The organism is Sunxiuqinia elliptica (assembly GCF_900113005.1).
GTDB classification, from domain to species: domain Bacteria; phylum Bacteroidota; class Bacteroidia; order Bacteroidales; family Prolixibacteraceae; genus Sunxiuqinia; species Sunxiuqinia elliptica.
This window is the reverse complement of record NZ_FONW01000009.1, coordinates 50,579-67,673: the sequence shown is the minus strand read 5'-3', so window position 1 is coordinate 67,673 and position 17,095 is coordinate 50,579. Positions and strand designations below refer to the sequence as shown.

General features: G+C 42.5%; 15 protein-coding genes. 8 read left to right on the top strand and 7 right to left on the bottom strand.

The window, feature by feature from the left end; all coding sequences use genetic code 11:
* Window positions 1-24: 24 nt before the first annotated feature.
* The 3 genes from BM156_RS15225 (at window position 25) to BM156_RS15215 (ending at window position 2,662) form a co-directional block, all read left to right on the top strand.
* Complete coding sequence (locus tag BM156_RS15225; RefSeq protein WP_093920753.1) at window positions 25-981, top strand: nitrilase family protein; 957 nt, start codon at window positions 25-27, stop codon at window positions 979-981.
* Between the two features lie 90 nt (window positions 982-1,071).
* Window positions 1,072-1,992: a nitroreductase family protein gene (locus tag BM156_RS15220; RefSeq protein WP_093920752.1), complete on the top strand. Its 921-nt coding sequence runs from the start codon at window positions 1,072-1,074 to the stop codon at window positions 1,990-1,992.
* 22 nt (window positions 1,993-2,014) lie between these two features.
* Window positions 2,015-2,662 (top strand): hypothetical protein, encoded by a 648-nt coding sequence (locus tag BM156_RS15215; RefSeq protein WP_093920751.1) that lies wholly within the window; start codon window positions 2,015-2,017, stop codon window positions 2,660-2,662.
* A 72-nt stretch (window positions 2,663-2,734) separates the two neighbouring features.
* Here BM156_RS15215 and BM156_RS15210 read toward each other — a convergent pair whose 3' ends face one another.
* Window positions 2,735-3,226 carry a hypothetical protein gene (locus BM156_RS15210; RefSeq protein WP_093920750.1) on the bottom strand — a complete coding sequence of 164 codons (492 nt, stop codon included), beginning with the start codon at window positions 3,224-3,226 and terminating at the stop codon, window positions 2,735-2,737.
* 366 nt (window positions 3,227-3,592) lie between these two features.
* Here BM156_RS15210 and BM156_RS15205 point away from each other — a divergent pair, with 366 nt between their 5' ends.
* Both BM156_RS15205 and BM156_RS15200 read left to right on the top strand, forming a co-directional pair.
* Window positions 3,593-4,285 carry a YiaD family glycine zipper/OmpA-like lipoprotein gene (locus BM156_RS15205; protein ID WP_093920749.1) on the top strand — a complete coding sequence of 231 codons (693 nt, stop codon included), beginning with the start codon at window positions 3,593-3,595 and terminating at the stop codon, window positions 4,283-4,285.
* A 115-nt stretch (window positions 4,286-4,400) separates the two neighbouring features.
* Window positions 4,401-5,033: a porin family protein gene (locus BM156_RS15200; protein ID WP_093920748.1), complete on the top strand. Its 633-nt coding sequence runs from the start codon at window positions 4,401-4,403 to the stop codon at window positions 5,031-5,033.
* Window positions 5,034-5,182: 149 nt separating this feature from the next.
* On the opposite strand, the gene xseB is transcribed toward BM156_RS15200, so the two are convergent.
* The 4 genes from xseB to BM156_RS15180 all read right to left on the bottom strand — a co-directional run bounded on the left by xseB (window position 5,183) and on the right by BM156_RS15180 (window position 10,092).
* Window positions 5,183-5,383 (bottom strand): exodeoxyribonuclease VII small subunit, encoded by a 201-nt coding sequence (gene xseB / locus BM156_RS15195; protein ID WP_093920747.1) that lies wholly within the window; start codon window positions 5,381-5,383, stop codon window positions 5,183-5,185.
* Window positions 5,373-6,827 (bottom strand): exodeoxyribonuclease VII large subunit, encoded by a 1,455-nt coding sequence (gene xseA, locus BM156_RS15190; protein ID WP_093920746.1) that lies wholly within the window; start codon window positions 6,825-6,827, stop codon window positions 5,373-5,375. The genes xseB and xseA overlap by 11 nt, the downstream gene beginning before the upstream one ends.
* Before the next feature lie 179 nt (window positions 6,828-7,006).
* Window positions 7,007-7,816 (bottom strand): toxin-antitoxin system YwqK family antitoxin, encoded by an 810-nt coding sequence (locus tag BM156_RS15185; protein WP_170846976.1) that lies wholly within the window; start codon window positions 7,814-7,816, stop codon window positions 7,007-7,009.
* Between the two features lie 65 nt (window positions 7,817-7,881).
* The gene (locus tag BM156_RS15180; protein ID WP_093920744.1) at window positions 7,882-10,092 is read right to left on the bottom strand and encodes a bifunctional alpha,alpha-trehalose-phosphate synthase (UDP-forming)/trehalose-phosphatase; all 2,211 of its coding nucleotides are present in this window, start codon (window positions 10,090-10,092) and stop codon (window positions 7,882-7,884) included.
* Between the two features lie 281 nt (window positions 10,093-10,373).
* On the opposite strand from BM156_RS15180, the gene BM156_RS15175 reads away from it, so the two are divergent.
* Window positions 10,374-12,227, top strand: a complete 1,854-nt coding sequence (locus BM156_RS15175) for a glycoside hydrolase family 15 protein (RefSeq protein WP_093920743.1) — start codon at window positions 10,374-10,376, stop codon at window positions 12,225-12,227.
* Window positions 12,228-12,257: 30 nt separating this feature from the next.
* On the opposite strand, the gene BM156_RS15170 is transcribed toward BM156_RS15175, so the two are convergent.
* On the bottom strand, window positions 12,258-12,722 hold the full coding sequence (locus BM156_RS15170) for a Dps family protein (protein WP_093920742.1): 465 nt from the start codon (window positions 12,720-12,722) through the stop codon (window positions 12,258-12,260).
* 110 nt (window positions 12,723-12,832) lie between these two features.
* On the opposite strand from BM156_RS15170, the gene BM156_RS15165 reads away from it, so the two are divergent.
* The gene (locus BM156_RS15165) at window positions 12,833-13,777 is read left to right on the top strand and encodes a LysR family transcriptional regulator (RefSeq protein ID WP_093920741.1); all 945 of its coding nucleotides are present in this window, start codon (window positions 12,833-12,835) and stop codon (window positions 13,775-13,777) included.
* Window positions 13,778-13,830: 53 nt separating this feature from the next.
* Here the strand turns inward: BM156_RS15165 and dnaK are convergent, their stop codons facing one another.
* Window positions 13,831-15,756 (bottom strand): molecular chaperone DnaK, encoded by a 1,926-nt coding sequence (gene dnaK, locus BM156_RS15160; RefSeq protein ID WP_093920740.1) that lies wholly within the window; start codon window positions 15,754-15,756, stop codon window positions 13,831-13,833.
* 226 nt (window positions 15,757-15,982) lie between these two features.
* Between dnaK and BM156_RS15155 the strand changes: the two genes are divergently transcribed.
* On the top strand, window positions 15,983-17,092 hold the full coding sequence (locus BM156_RS15155) for an acyltransferase family protein (RefSeq protein ID WP_093920739.1): 1,110 nt from the start codon (window positions 15,983-15,985) through the stop codon (window positions 17,090-17,092).
* Window positions 17,093-17,095: the final 3 nt, after the last annotated feature.

Genomic DNA, 17,095 nt, shown 5'->3' with positions numbered 1-17,095 from the left:
CGATAAACACAAACGAACTGAACCATGGAAAAACTAAAACTAGCGAGTGCACAATTTGAAAACCGGAGCGGGGATAAAAACTATAACCTCGGTGTTATTGATCGATTAGCAGGCGAGGCTGCCCGGCAAGGAGCCGATGCCATTGCGTTTCACGAATGCTCGGTTACGGGCTACACCTTTGCTAGGAACCTTTCAAAAGAACAGCTATTGGACTTGGCGGAGTTGATTCCGGAAGGAGAGAGTGTGCAACGTCTCACCCAAATTGCGAAGAAGCACGAGATTGTGGTGTTGGCTGGCTTGTTTGAGAAAGATGCTCAGGATGAGCTGTTCAAAGCTTACGTTTGTGTGGATCAAAATGGTTTGGTGGCCAAGTACCGCAAGCTGCATCCGTTTATCAATCCCCATTTGAATCCGGGAGATGCCTATTGTGTGTTTGATTTGAAGGGCTGGAAATGCGGCATTCTGATTTGCTACGACAACAACATTCTAGAGAATGTAAGGGCGACCAAACTGTTGGGCGCCGATATTCTGTTTATGCCTCATGTAACCATGTGTACGCCATCAACGCGGCCTGGAGCAGGTTTTGTTGATCCGGCCTTATGGGAGAATCGGGAAAATGATCCGACCTCGCTTCGACTGGAGTTTCAGAGCATGAAGGGGCGGGGCTGGCTGATGAAATGGCTTCCGGCACGGGCTTATGACAATGGCATTTATGCGGTGTTTTCCAACCCAATTGGGATGGATGACGATCAGCTGAAAAATGGTTGCTCCATGATTGTCGATCCGTTTGGAGATGTGTTGGCTGAGTGCCAGACTTTTGAGGATAGCTTTGCCTTGGCAACCCTTACGCCAGAGAAATTGCAGCAAGCTGGCGGATACCGGTATCTGAAAGCACGCCGCCCCGAGCTTTATCGCGACATCATTGGGCAGGAACATCAGTCGGAGCAGAAAGTGGTTTGGCTCAACTCAGGAGAAGAATAGCGTGAAGTGTGTTCTAATTTGCAGTGTTTCTATTTTTGATACCTCAACGGATAAAAAGAACGATCAACCTAACTAAAAACCATAAAGAATATGGCTATTCCCACGACGCGAACAAATGAGCAAGCGCGAATTTCAATTGATTCAGAAAAGTGTATTGGCTGCGGAAAATGTATTGATGTTTGTAAGGATTTAAGTTTGGTGTTGAAGGATGGTAAAGTAAGTCTGGCTTCAGAACCTGTTTTTGGATGTATTGGTTGTGGTCATTGTATGGCAATATGCCCATCAGGAGCGATTGAAGTAAATGGTCGGTATCTATCACCTAAAGATCTGTTTGAATTACCGCCAAAAGAGCAGGCAGCAGGATACGAAGAATTGCAGACTTTGTATCAACGCCGGAGGAGTATCCGGGAGTTTCGGGATGAACCTGTTTCTTCAGAAAAAATAAAGAAAATCTTAGAGGCAGCCAAAATGGCTCCAATGGGTTTACCCCCTTCTGATGTAAATGTGCTGGTTCTGGGCACAAAAGAGAAAAATCATCTCTTTGCAAAAGATTTTTGCGATTACCTTGAGCAAATGCAATGGATGGTCTCTGGTTGGTTTTTAGCATTCATGCGACCTTTCTGGGGGAAGGCTAATGCTGCTGTGTTCAGGAATTTTGTAAAGCCACTGTTTCGGGTGTATACTGAAAAAATGCGACAGGGAACAAACTTGGTGACTTATGATGCTCCGTTAGCAATGTATTTTTATGGTTCTCCTTATGCTGATCCCGCTGATCCTGTTGTTGCTGCCACGACAGCTATGTATGCGGCAGAGTCTCTGGGCCTGGGGACGTGTATGGTTGGAGGCGTGCATCCCTTGATTCAACATGGAGGTAAAGCGAAGAAGTTTAGAGAAAAATATGGGATTAAATTTAAAAGTCGAGAGGGCCTGTTTATCTTGATAGGACATCCTCAATGGACTTATAAAAAGGGGGTGAAAAGAACATTTGCTTCTGTTGTTAATTGGAATTAGGGCTGTTTAACAAGAACCTTTTATGAACGATCAGGATTTGATGGAAGAAGATTATTTGTTGCTTGTCCGCGAAACTCAGGTGGACATTGATCCGTTGGTTGAGCGTGCCCGCTTTGACCCGGAGTTTCGCGACTTGGTGGTGCAGCAGTTGGTGTCGCACAAACACATCAATGTGTATTTTCATTCCTACCGGATTATGCAACAGGTGACGGCAGCCGATCCCGTTGGCTGCTTGCGCTACTGGGATGACTTTGTTGGCTTGCTTCAGCATCCCAATTCTTATCATCGGAATTATGGCATGGACCTATTGCCTGACTTATTACCGATGGATCTGCGCAAACGGTTTGATGTGGCTTTTCCGGATTATTACAAGCAACTGCATGATGAGAAAATCTCCACGCGAAAGTATTGCATTAGCTATTCGGAACGGATCATCCGACATCGCCCGGATCTAACGAACCGTATTGTCGGTGAAATTATTGCATCGCTTCGGATGAATGAAAATAGTAAATCTCATCAGAACTTTTTGTTATGGGCTTTTTTGGAGTTGGTGGTACTGTGTCGGGTTTCGCCAGCCACGAACTTGGAGCTCTATGCTTTTTTGCAGGAGGTATTGGCAACAACAATTCCCCCAAGGGTGCGCAGGGAAATTGGCAAGTTGATGGTTTAGACTGAAATAAAAAATGCCCGCCCTGCCAAACAGGTACGGACATTTTGGTTGTTCTTCCCAGTTATATGTTTGTTAAAAAGCAACTTTGACACCAATTCCCGGGTCAATGGAAAAGAGGACACCGCCTTCGGTTACAATTTCAAGATAGGGCTTGAGATCAATGCCAAAGGCAATTGGCGCATTGGGGATTTTATATTCCAGACCGACAATGCCATCAATCCCAAGTCCAAGGGCTCCATCATCGTAATCGTGTGGATGATCGTACCAGCCAGAACCACGGCCGTCAAAGTCGTTGCCATAAACGGCAATATGTCCACCAACACCATACACCCAGTTTAATCCGGGTTCGTTAAATGCCATTTGGTTTTTCTCCCATAAGGCGGTGACGCTAAAGCCATCGTGCCAAAAACCAATGAGCCCTTCAATGGCTGTGGCCCCGTAGTTTTTCTTCAAGGTCAATCCCGATGTGCCTCCTGATCGTAATCCAATGGCATAATTATACTGAGCCATTGCTGCCCCACTAATCAAAAGAAATAAGGTAAGCACAAGCAAATTCTTCTTCATGTGTTTTTCTGTTTTAAGCCGACCACACTGTCTGGTTATCATCGTTGGTCGGAATTTGTTTTGGTGCCTAATTATGCGAAAAGTGTACCCGAATAGGAGGTCAGTTATTTAAATGGCTTGTATGCCGCGGGTTGTCTAATAAAAAACTGAAAATTGGGGAATTCAATACTTGTGGAATTTGTAGACAATCAGCCTCAAATTGTGGATGAACTGAATCACAGGAAAGAACAAGCTTCGCTCACGTTTGTTATTATTTTTTATAATAAATCTCCTGAGTTCAAAGGCTTAATGTAATGTTGTTGATTTCTGGGAAAAACGGCACAATTATTAATCCTTTATTTATCAATTTATCAGAAATAAATTGTTATGAAAAAACTAAAAATTAAACAACACCTGATCTTTTCGCTCACTTTTAGTGTTATCCTTTTTCTGGGAGCTTGCAACACTTCGCGAACTTTGCGTGGAGGAGCCATCGGTGCAGGTGCAGGAGGAACGATTGGCGGTTTGATTGGATCTAAATCAGACAATACAGCCAAGGGAGCAATTCTGGGGGCAGTAATTGGCGGAGCAGCTGGAGCCTTGGTGGGAAACTATATGGATAAGCAGGCCGAAGAATTACGTCGAGATTTGGAGGGAGCGTCGGTTGAGCGAATAGGAGAAGGGATCAAAATTACTTTCGACTCGGGAATTCTATTTGGTTTTGATTCTTCTACGCTAACGGCAAGTTCGCAGGAAAACATTATGGCCTTGGCTGAAACCTTAAAAAAGTATGAAGATACGGAGGTGTTGATTGAAGGCCATACCGATGATCGAGGAAGTGAGGCTTATAACCAAAAGTTGTCGGAGCAACGCGCTGGTTCTGTTGCAAACTTGCTCATGCGACAAGGCGTGTTAGGGACGCGAGTTGTTGAACAAGGTTATGGCGAGTTGCAACCCGTGGCAGATAATGCAACAGACGAAGGTCGACGGTTAAACCGGCGTGTGGAAGTGGCCATTTTTGCGAATGACAAGTTAAAGCGGGCTGCTAAGCGTGGAGATATTGGTTCGGTAACGAACTAGGCTTCACTGAAAATTCTGAAAAATGCGAAACATGAAATAAACTCAAGCAACCAACAAAAAAGGTCGCTTATAAAGAAAGGACTGACCAGTGTGGAACTATTAATTGAAAGAATAAATGAAGAAGATTATTTTATTGTTTAGCGTTGTGTGTTTGTTGGTTACCCATAACGTCGTGGCGCAAGAGCCGGTGACTGGAATAAAAGGTGGCGTTAACCTGACAACTTTGACAATTGATGGCAACAACGATGAAAATTTAAAGTTTGGTTTTCATGTTGGTGTTTTTAATAAGATCCCGCTTAATTCAAAATTTGCTATTCAGCCAGAATTACTTTATTCATCAAAAGGAATGAAGCAGAGTTTTGAAACAAATGGAATTGGAGGAGGTGATACCAAATTCAATTTGAATTACATTGATTTGCCCGTGTATTTGGTCTATAATCTTTCCCGGGATTTTGAGTTTCAGTTTGGGCCTTATCTGAGTTATTTGGCAAATGCCAATTTTAAAACAGAAGCTGAAGTGTTGGATGCTTTTGCGTTTGAGTCAGAAGATGAGATTGACCGCGATAACTTTCATTCTCTGGATTTTGGCTTGTCAGCCGGTTTAGCCTTTGACCTGCAAATGGTCGTCGTTGGATTTAATTATTCCTTCGGTCTAACTCCTGTCGCAAAGGATAACAGGTATTCTTATGCTTTCTTGGATGATGCTAAAAACTCTGTTATCAGACTGTATGCGGGCTTAAAATTTTAATGACCCTACTAGCTGCACATGTATTTAACACGTAAATAGAGATAGCCGGGAAAGCACGATCTTCGCTTTTCCGGCTGCTTATTTTTTTGCTCGTATCGCCCCGGGATACTATCCTGTTCCAATAATTATTTTGAATGAAGGACGAAGGATTAGTCTTCCATTTCTTTGAGGATGTTTTCAACTTCTGCCTCAGTTTTGTGTAGTTTGTCTTTACATAGTTTGATGAGGGTGGATACTCGTTTTACTTTGGCGGCTAACTCATCAACATCGAGTTCTTCATTTTCAATTTTCTGAAGAATATCATCAATCTCGTTTACTGCTTCCTGATAGCTTGGTTTTTTACTTGCCATGGTTATTTTGTTTTAATAATTTACTTGTTACTTTGCCATCAGCTAGTTGCGTTGTCAGCTCATCTCCGGGCTGCAACTGATGGACAGACTTAACCAGTTGCCCATTGCTGAAGGTTAAACTGTAGCCTCGTTTCAAGACGTTTTTTGGATCAACTAAACGCACTTTTCCTTCAATGTGTTCAAGCCTTTTTTGCTGGTTTTTCAGCAAGTTGTTCAATTGGCTTGCTAGTTTATCATTCACCTGTTCAAGACTGGTCCGTTTAATTCGAAACTGCCGTTGTGTAAAGAAGTCGAGTCGATTAAGCTGACGGTCCAGTTCGTGCTTTTGTTCGGATAAATGGCTGGTGCCAGCTTTTTCGAGCAAATAGCGGTGCCGGTTTAAGAGTTGCGATTTGGATGATAAGAATGCAGGAACCGATTTTTCTAATTTCACGGAAGTTAGTTTAAAGCGGTTGTTTTCCTCATTCACCAATTGTCGAACACCAAGTTTGAAATTCTGAAGTGTTCGTTGAAGGTATTCTTTTTCTGTCTGGATTTGTTTTTCGACTATATCAACAAAGCGGTTCTTGAGTTCATCAAGCGTTTGCTCAAAGGCAGCAGCTCCACTAACCAAAAATTCAGCAACAGCAGTTGGTGTTTTCAGTTTGGTATGGGCAACCAGGTCAACCGCTGTTTCGTCTTTGTCGTGGCCAATTCCTGTGATAACCGGAATGGGAAGCTGGGTGATATGATAGGCCAACTCATAATGATCGAAGCTTGCCAAATCAACCTGTGCTCCTCCTCCCCGAATGATGACAACGACATCAAAGAACTCCTCGTATTGAAAAGCTTGTTCGAGTGCCAGCATGATGGAGTTGGCTGCTTCTTTACCTTGCATAATGGCCGGAAACAGTTTGGTGTAAAAACGAATCTGGTACGGGTTATGGCTCAGCTGCTCAAGAAAGTCTTGCAAGCCTGCTGCAGTAGGCGATGAAATAATGGCAATACGCTGCGGCACCAAGGGTAATTCCAACTCTTTATTCATGTCGAGCACACCATCTTCTTCCAACTGACGGATGATTTCTCGTCTTTTTCTGGCCATGTCGCCCATGGTGTAGCTGGGATCGATATCGCGAATGTTGAGGCTGAGTCCATAAACAGGGTGAAACTCAACCTTGGCATTAACCAGAATCTTAATTCCTTCGGCAAAAGCCTGTCCGGTGGTTGTCTCGAAAAAAGGCTTCAGCATTCGGAACGAGTAGGACCAGATGGTCGCCCGACAACGGGCAAGTACTTCTTTCGTTGCTTCATCAAGTTCAACGAGTTCCAGGTAGCAGTGCCCGGTTCGGTTGATGTTTAGCTCGCTAATTTCTGCTTTAATCCAGATTAAGCCCGGGAAAGCGTCATCCAGCTGTGCTTTGATTTGCTTGTTGAGTTCTGATAACGAAAGTTGTGTAACTGCCATACTTTTGGGTTTACTGCTTCAATTTAACGAGCCAGCAAGTGCATTGTTTGGAAGCCGGTTCAGTTTTTCTGAATGATTTTTGTGAACAAGTTAGCTAAATTCAAAGGAAAATAGGTTTGCCGTTGACAAAAATCATTGTCGCTTAAGAAGCTAAGTAACGATGAGTTATCTATAGTCATTTAGCGCCGTAACATGTTGTTCTTTTGCATGTACTGCACCGGATCATTCATGAAGCTTTCTGGATCTACAAGCTTATTTTTGTTTTGCTCTATCGCTTTAAACTGGATGTTTTGAATACTGTCGAGAACCCGTTGATTGACGAGTTCACCCATATTGTAGATCAGCGTATGCGAATAGTCGCCATTGGCATGATAATACCGCCAGTCGCCATTTCGTAAGCCTCGCTTGTAAAGTGCGTCCAGCTCAAGTTGGCCATTTTCGTGGTATACTTTGCAAACACCATCGCGTTGGTCATTAACCATCTGGCATTCCAGGTAGGGTTTTCCGTTTTTAAAAAAAGCACGGTAGATGCCATTTTTCTGATTATATTTCCAGTTAATTTCTTCAAACAACTTCCCAGTGGGGTAATAAGTCTTCGATAGCCCATGTTTTTGGTTGTTCTGAAATTGCTCGGAAGCGACCAGTTGTCCTTTTTTGAAATATTGCCATTCACCTATTTTTAATTGACTTAGGTAATTCCCTTTAGCAATCAACTTCCCTAATGAGTCAAACAATTCTGCAGCAATTGTATCTGAACCTTCTTGGTAGTGAAGGCGAGCTTTTAAGATTCCACTGGAATGGTAGCGCTTAAACTCTCCGATTGGACGGTCGTTTTTAAAATGGCCTTCGTAAATCTTTTTACCCGTTGGCGATTTTTTAATCCAAGGTCCCTGTTTTTGTCCTTGGGAATCTGTCTGGTTTAACTGATTTTGAGCCCACCCAATAGATGTACTCAGTAGGAGAAGGATCAGCAAAAATTGTTTCATCATAGCTTTCATTCTTGAGATCCAAAACTATTATTTTTTTGTGAGAAACCGGCTAGTCGCCGGGTGGCTTATTTGCCACCCAACGCTTTTAATAAGTTTCTAACCGCTTTTACGGACTCTACTTTATAGGCTGCAGCCGTTTTCTTCAATCCTACTTTAATCGTGTAAGCACTTGTTGGTAGTTCGCGGAACATGTACTCATCAGTCCAGTCGTCACCAATGGCCACAATAAAATCATATTGGTTGTCGCGTAAGAATCGCGAAGCAGCAACACCTTTGTTAATACCGCCAGCCTTCACTTCAATGACCTTGTTGCCTTCCATAATTTCAAGGTTGTGGTTGGCAATCATGTTACGAAGTTCGTCTTTCAGCTCGTTGGCACGTAGCTCTCCCTGTTCGGGTTCTGCATTTCGGTAGTGCCAAACCAAAGAGTAATTTTTCTCTTCAATAAAGGTTCCAGGGGTACGATCAACAAAGTTTTCAAGGATCGGACGGATGGTAGGTTTCCATGAACTACTGATATTATCCAACATTTGCCAGTCTTCATCGAGCTTTTTCAGCCAAACGCCATGCTCAACAATCAGGTTGACTTGATGGTCGCCAAGCCATTTTTGCAGCGTGTCACGGTCTCGTCCGCTGATGATGGTGACCGTGTTACGTTCGTCCTCCTCTAGCTGGGTGATGAGCTTGTGCAGCTCTTCATCGGGGCTTGCTGCCTGCGGATCATTCTTGAAGTTGACAAGTGTTCCGTCATAATCCAGAAAAATAGCTCGTTTTTCAGCCTTATCAAACCGAGCAACCAGCTCTTTGCTAAGGGCGGGAGTAATTTTCTTGGCCAAGAAGTTTTGTTGGATATCTTCTACTTTTTTCAAACTCTTAATGAATTCGCCCGACCATTTGAATACATCGTAGCGTCTAATGCGGTCTTGCAAGTAGCGCATGCGGCGGCGTTGTTCTTCCATTTCCATGGTTAGAGCCTGGTGGATGCTGTCTGCAATTTCTTCTTCGTTATTGGGGTTGATGATAATGGCTTCTCCCATTTCTTTTACAGCCCCAGCCATTTCGCTGATGATGAGTACCCCACTTTGATTGATTCGGGAGGCGATATATTCTTTTGCAACGAGGTTCATACCATCCCGAACGGGGGTGATGAGGGCCACATCGGAAGTGCTGTACAATTCAATGAGGTTGTCGAAAGGCAAGGAACGGTAAAAATACCAAACCGGGGTATAGTTCACACCTCCATATTGTCCGTTGATGCGTCCAACCAATTCATCCACTTCACTTTTAAGTAGTTTGTATTGTTCAACTTCGTCTCGCGAAGGAACAACCAGCATAATTAGAGAGACCTTGTTGCGGAACTCGGGATATTTGTTGAGGAACTTCTCAAAGGCATTCAGTCGGTTGGGGATTCCTTTGGTGTAATCCAGCCGGTCGATTGACAGAATGAGTTTGCGATCGGGGGAAACGAGAAAGTACTTTTCCAGTTCGCGATGTAGTTCTGATCTTTCCTGAAGGGATTTGTGGGCAATAGCCTTCGCCTTCGTTTCAAATTTCTCATAGTCGATTCCCATGGGGAAAGCATCGGCCAAAATGATTCGGTCTTCGAGGTGAATTTCATTGAACGATATTTCGTACCCCAGCAAACGACGGACCGAGCTGAAAAAGTGTCGTTCGTAATCATAGGTGTGAAATCCAATTAAGTCAGCACCCAACATGCCTTTGATTAATTCATTACGCCAAGGAAGTATGCGGAATACCTCGAAAGACGGGAAAGGGATGTGCAGGAAAAATCCGATTGTAACATTGGGTTTTACGGATTTGATCATTTCCGGGACTAGCAATAATTGGTAGTCATGAATCCAGACAATGTCGCCATCTTCAACAATTTCAAGTGCCTTTTGGGCAAATTTGTGATTGACCTTTTGATAGGCTTCCCAGTACTCTGGGTTATAGTCGATAAATTGGGCAAAATAGTGAAACAGTGGCCAAATGACATTGTTGCTAAACCCCTCATAGTAAAGGTTTATTTCTTCGCTGGTGAGGTGTACGGCCAGGCAATCTTCGCTAACCAGTTTTTCATCGATGGTAAGCAGCTCATCGTCGGTCAGGTCATCCTTGGACAAGCCGGGCCATCCGATCCATTTTCCACCATATTCTTTGTATATGGAGCGCATGCCTGTCGCTAATCCTCCAACACTTGGTGACAGGTTGAAGGAATCATCTTCTTTCTTTATGCTTAACGGTAATCGGTTTGAAACGATGTGAATTTTACTCATAACTTCTTTATTATGTGTGAATTTTAAATTTCTATTAATAAGTCGGTCTAATAATTACCAACACAATCCCAAATGAATTGTTGTTAAAGTGTTTGTAGCGATTGAATAGGAAAGGCTACAATTTGCTTCTTCTTAAATATTTTTACATTTGAGGACTGAATGGGTTGTTCATAGCGGTTTTTTGATTGCTTTGATCTCCTTTAAAGTTCGCTTAATTTTCTTAATTTATCAAAAGAGAATAGGGGAAAGACTGGTTTTTAAATGATGTTTAACATTCGTCTATGAAGAATTTGAATTACGGGGTTATCGGAAACTGCAGAAGTGCAGCCTTAATATCAGAGAGAGGATCGATCGAATGGTTGTGTTTACCACAGTTTGATTCTTCGTCGGTATTTGCGTCACTGTTGGATACCGAAAAAGGGGGAAGCTTTCAGATTGTTCCAACAAAGCTGAAGCAGGTAAAGCAAAGTTATATTGACCGGACGAACATCTTGGAAACTCGTTTTGAGTGTGAGGATGGGGTGTTTGTGGTGAAGGATTTTATGCCTCGATATCGGAATTCGGATAACGGCGGTTATTACATTCCGCCGGATATCGTACGTTATTTTAGTTTGGTTGAGGGGCAGCCTGAGTTTGTAATTAAGTATGATCCAAGATTAGAATATGCGAAGCATGAAACGCAAAATTTTGTGGAAGATGGCTGTTACGAGGGAGTGAAGGAAACTTGCTACATCAAGTCGCAGACCTTAAAGGGAACTTATGATTCACTTTACCTTTATTCCAGTTTCGATTATCAGGCAATTTTGGAAAGTGAGCCAATTAAACTGACCAAAGATGAATATTGCTTATTGAGTTATAATCAGAAGTTGTTGCCCCAGGATACCCGCCGCTCGAAACTGAAATTGGAACGGACAAAAGTGTATTGGTTGAATTGGGCAGAACGGACGACCTCCTATAAGTTGTATAACGACGAGATCATGCGGAGTGCTTTGACGTTGAAAATGCTCAGCTTTGATAAGAGCGGGGCAATTTTGGCCGCAATAACGACTTCTTTACCAGAGACAATCGGGGAGGAACGAAATTGGGATTACCGGTTTTGTTGGATTCGGGACGCATCCATGGTGGTGAAGATTATGACTTCCTTAGGTCACTATCGCTTGGCTAATCGGTACTTGAAGTTCATTATCAATATTTTGCCGGACAAGGACGAGAAGATGCAAATCATGTATGGCATTAATGGTGAGAAGAACTTGAAGGAACAGGAACTGGAGCACTTTGCAGGCTACGAAGGTTCAGTGCCGGTTCGAATTGGAAATGCAGCTTATAAACAAAAGCAGAATGATATCTACGGTATCTTGCTGGATGTTATTTATCAACAGCTGGAAATTTACGATATCAGCTTGGAGCATAGCGAAGAACTATGGACCATTGTGCGTAACATCATTAAAGTGGTTGAAAACAACTGGAAAAAACCGGATCGGGGGATTTGGGAGATCCGGAACGAAAACAAGCATTTTACCTTCAGCAAGGTACTGTGTTGGGCAGCCGTAGATCGAGCGGTGAAGATTGCTACCTTACTTCGCCGTGGAATGTATATTGAGCAATGGACTCGCTTAAGAGACAAGATTCATAAAGATATATACAAAAAGGCATGGTCAGAAAAGAAGCAGGCTTTTACGCAAGCTTACGGTACTGACGATTTAGATGCTTCGGTATTGCTTATGGAGTCTTACGGTTTTATTAATGCGACCGATCAAAAATATGTCAGTACAGTTATAGCCATTCAAGGAGATTTGGAGAAGAATGGACTGATGTTCCGTTATCGCAATCAAGATGATTTTGGAATGCCAAAGTCGGCTTTTACAATTTGTTCATTTTGGCTGACCAATGCTTTGTTTAAGATTGGTCGTAAAAAGGAGGCAATTGATAAATTTCATAAGCTGATGAGTTATTCCAATCATTTGGGCTTGTTTAGCGAAGATTTGGATTTCGAGACGAAACGCATGCTAGGGAACTTTCCGCAGGCCTATTCGCATCTGGCTTTGATTGAAACGGCTATCAATGTTTCGGAGTCACAACTCTCTGACGAAGAGATGTTAAAAGATTATATTCACGAAAAAAAGGGACTTAGTTAAGTCCCTTTTCTCTTTTTGGTTTCTTTCCCTTTAGCGAAGAAATGTTTTTAGCATCCATAGGCGTTTTTCAGTACTGCTGATTTGATCGCTGAATAAGCTGGTTGTTGCTTCATCGTTTTGATCGCCGGCAAGTTCCAGCAGCTCGTTCATTTTTCTTAAAAGAATTTCAGATTGATCAATCACTGTTTGTACCGCTTCTTTGCCATCACGAAGGTCGGTAACTTCCGGAATTTCGGCTACTTGAAGGTATTGACTGAATGAGTGCAAAGGTTGACCTCCAAGCATTAAAATGCGTTCTGCTACTTCATCGGCAGTTTCTGAGGCCTCGTTGTAGAACTCTTCAAATTTGGCATGAAGTACGAAAAACAGGCTTCCTTCAACATTCCAATGGAATCCGCGTAGGTTTTGATAATGTACTTGCAAGTCGGCTAGAAATGCATTCATTCTTTCAACTAATACTTGGTTGGCTGCTTGAGTTTGTTCTTGTGTTTTCATCTTATTTAATTTTTAATGGTTATCTCTTGTTGATTTATTTTTCTTTAGTTCAAAGATACTATTAGTGATATTTATTAATTTTATATCGTTATTAGTTTTGATTATACGATATGAATGTCAGCCAGATAAAATATTTTGTGGAATTGTGCCGCATGCAGAGTTTTTCAAAAGCGGCCAAAAATATGGAGGTGAGCCAGCCTGCACTCAGTTTACAAATTCAAAAATTGGAAGAGGAGTTTGGTTATTTATTGGTTGATCGCAACACCAAGCCGATAAGCATTACAGCCGAAGGAGCATTGTTTTTGGAAAAGGCTCAGCAGATCATTCAGCTTATGAACGATTTAGATCAGCTGAGTGTCGAATTAGAAGATGAGGTGGCCGGCCAAATCCGGATTGGCATTATCCCGACTTTATCGCCTTACCTGGTTCCACTGGTGATGGAGTTGGCATCTTCCAGGTATCCTGACCTGAAAGTGGAGGTCGTTGAAATGGTCACGGAGTCTATTTTGAGCGAACTCAATTACAATACAATTGATGCCGGAATTATTTCAACGCCCATACGAAGTTCCGGACAGTATGCTTTTGCTCCACTTTTTTATGAGCGGTTCTACCTTTATGTGGCCGAAAATCATCCACTGTATCAGCACAGTTTAATTCAGGTGGGAGAAGTTCCTTCAGAAGAGTTGTGGTACCTTACGGAAGGGAACTGTTTCCAAAACCAGGTCAATGCTGTTTGTTCAATTCCGCCGTTTGACACGGTAAAAGGAAACTTTCGATACATTTCCAATTCTATTGAGTCGTTGAAACGAATTGTGGAAACGCAAGGGGGAATCACCTTTATCCCAGAATTGGCAACATTGAGTGTTTCAACGGAATATGAAGACCTGATTAAGCGTTTTAAAAGTCCAGAACCCTATCGGGAATTGAGCGTAGTGTATTTGAAAAATACCGGGATGAAAAAATTGGTTCGGGCATTTGTTGAGCTGATTCAAGAAACTGTGCCGCGGCGAATGCTAGAGAAGCCTTCCAATACTCCTTTAGATACGAAGATGTAAAAAAAAATCCCCGAAGAATTACTCCGGGGATTGATTTTTATTGTTGGTGAAACTTATTTCACTTCTTCAAAGTCAACGTCAGTTACTTCACCATCCTGGCTTGCACCTGATGATTGAGCACCTCCGTCTTGAGCACCTCCGGCAGTAGGTCCTTGTTGTTGTTGACCACCTGCTTGAGCTTGTGCATTGTACATTTCCTGAGAAGCTGCCTGGAACACTTGGTTCAATTCCGCAGTTGCTGCATCGATCGCTGCCAAGTCTTCAGCCTTGTGAGCTTCTTTCAGTTTATTAAGAGCTTCCTCAATTGGAGCTTTCTTATCAGCTGGAAGTTTGTCGCCAAACTCTTTCAATTGCTTTTCAGTTTGGAAAATTAAACCATCTGCTTGGTTCATTTTATCCACTTTCTCGCGAGCTTGCTTATCGGCATCAGCATTTGCTTCTGCTTCAGCTTTCATTTTCTTGATTTCGTCATCGCTCAAACCAGAAGAAGCTTCGATACGGATTGATTGTGATTTTCCGGTCGCTTTATCTTTGGCGTGAACATGAAGAATTCCGTTGGCATCAATATCAAATGATACTTCAATTTGAGGCACTCCGCGTGGTGCTGGTGGAATTCCATCCAAGTGGAAACGTCCAATTGTTTTGTTGCCATTAGCCATTGGGCGCTCTCCCTGCAACACGTGAATCTCAACAGATGGCTGATTGTCAGCAGCTGTTGTAAATGTTTCAGCTTTCTTTGTTGGAATGGTTGTGTTGGCTTCAATCAATTTGGTCATTACACCACCCATGGTTTCAATTCCCAATGAAAGTGGAGTTACGTCAAGAAGCAATACATCTTTAACCTCACCTGTTAAAACACCACCTTGAATGGCTGCTCCAACTGCTACTACTTCGTCAGGGTTTACCCCTTTTGAAGGAGCTTTCCCGAAGAATGACTGAACTTTTTCCTGGATAGCAGGAATACGTGTAGAACCTCCTACCAATAAGATTTCATCAATATCAGAAGCTGAAAGTCCAGCGTTTTTCAACGCTTTTTTACAAGGTTCAATGGTTGCATTGATCAGGCTGTCTGCCAATTGCTCAAATTTTGCACGAGTCAATGATTTTACCAAGTGTTTTGGCACACCATCAACCGGCATAATGTATGGCAAGTTGATTTCTGTTTGCGTTGAGCTTGAAAGTTCAATTTTTGCTTTCTCAGCAGCTTCTTTCAAACGTTGAAGAGCCATTGGGTCTTTCCGTAAGTCAAGACCTTCTTCTTTTTGGAACTCGTCGGCCAACCAGTCAATCAACACTTGGTCAAAATCGTCACCACCAAGGTGCGTATCACCATCTGTTGATTTTACTTCGAATACTCCGTCACCTAATTCCAGAATTGAAATATCGAAAGTACCACCACCAAGGTCAAATACGGCCACTTTCATGTCGCGATCCATTTTGTCAAGGCCATATGCCAATGAGGCAGCTGTTGGCTCATTGATGATCCGGCGAACTTGTAAACCAGCGATTTCACCAGCTTCTTTCGTAGCCTGACGTTGGGCATCATTAAAATATGCAGGTACTGTAATTACGGCTTCAGTAACTTCTTGTCCCAAATAATCTTCCGCTGTTTTCTTCATTTTCTGAAGTACCATTGCTGAAATCTCTTGAGGAGAATATTTACGATCGTCAATCTGAACGCGTGGCGTATTGTTGTCACCTTTAACAACAGTGTATGGCACACGTGAAACTTCTTTATTTAAGTTGTCATAGCCTTCTCCCATAAACCGTTTGATAGAGGCAATGGTCTTTTGTGGGTTGGTGATTGCCTGACGTTTGGCAGGGTCTCCAATTTTCCGTTCTCCATTCTCTACAAAAGCTACGATTGAGGGAGTTGTTCTTTTTCCTTCGCTGTTAGGAATTACCACTGGTTCGTTTCCTTCCATTACGGAAACGCATGAGTTGGTAGTTCCTAAGTCAATTCCAATTATTTTTCCCATTGTAATTGTATTTTTATTTTTAATTATTTCAATGTTGATTCTAAAATCACGATCAGGGAAGATCAATGATTATGCCAAGGGAGAAATAGGAGGCGGAAGTGAAAATTTGACACAGAAAAGAAACGCTGTCAATTTCATCCTGACATATTTGGTGACAAAAAGACAGCGATCTGTTTTTTTCCTATCTTTAGGCAACTAATATTACCTAATTAAATCATTATAACAGATGAAATCAGATGCTATAAGAACCCCTAAGCAAGAACGCTTATTGTCTCTTGATGCCCTTCGAGGATTTGACATGTTTTGGATTACCGGAGGTGGCATGTTTGCTGTATTCTTGGGAAAGTTGACTGGATTTGAGTGGTTAACCCGGCAGATGGAACACGTAGAGTGGGCCGGATTGCATATGTATGACCTGATCTTTCCGCTTTTCATGTTTATTGCAGGAGTCGCTATTCCGTATGCCATTGTTTCAAAGTTGGAGAAGAAGGTACCAAAACGAACACTAACCGCCAAGGTTACCAAGCGAATGGTCATCCTTGTTGTTCTAGGTCTTTTATATAATGGAGCATTGGCAGGTGATCTTACCAATATTCGCTTTGCCAGTGTGCTTGCGCAAATTGGCTTGGCCTACTTTTTTGCTTCGTTAATTGTCATTTATACCAAATCGTTTAAAAGTCGCTTGTACTGGCTGGTTGGCTTATTGGTTGGCTATGCGGGCTTACAGCTTTTTGTCCCGGTGCCGGGCGTTGGTGCCGGTGTTTTAACCCCTGAAGGATGTATCAATGGTTATGTTGACCGGATGTTGTTGCCAGGGCGTTTGCATGGTGGTGTATTTGATCCGGAAGGATTGCTTTGCATTATCTCTGCAGCCGGAATTACGTTGATGGGATCAGTTGCTGGCCATTTTTTGAGGGATCAGAGTCGGACACCATGGCAAAAAATCTATTTATTGTCAGGCATTGGTACTGCCTTGTTGATTGTTGGCGTTGCTTTGCATCCGGTTTACCCTATTATTAAATCATGTTGGACAACTAGCTTCAACTTGGCGGCAGGAGGCATTAGCTTTTTGCTAATGGCTTTGTTTTATATGATTATTGATGTATTGAAGTGGCAAAAATGGTCGTTCTATTTCCGTGTTATCGGAATGAACTCCATTTTTGTGTATTTGTTTGGCCGGTTTGTTGATGTTGGCCGATTGGTTAATTTCGTGTTGGGATGGGCACCTCAAGTGATGGGCACTTTCGGACAGTTTGTTTGGAACGTTGGTTATTTAGCTCTTATCTGGGGTGTGTTGTACTACATGTATCGAAAACAAGTTTTCTTACGAGTATAAAAA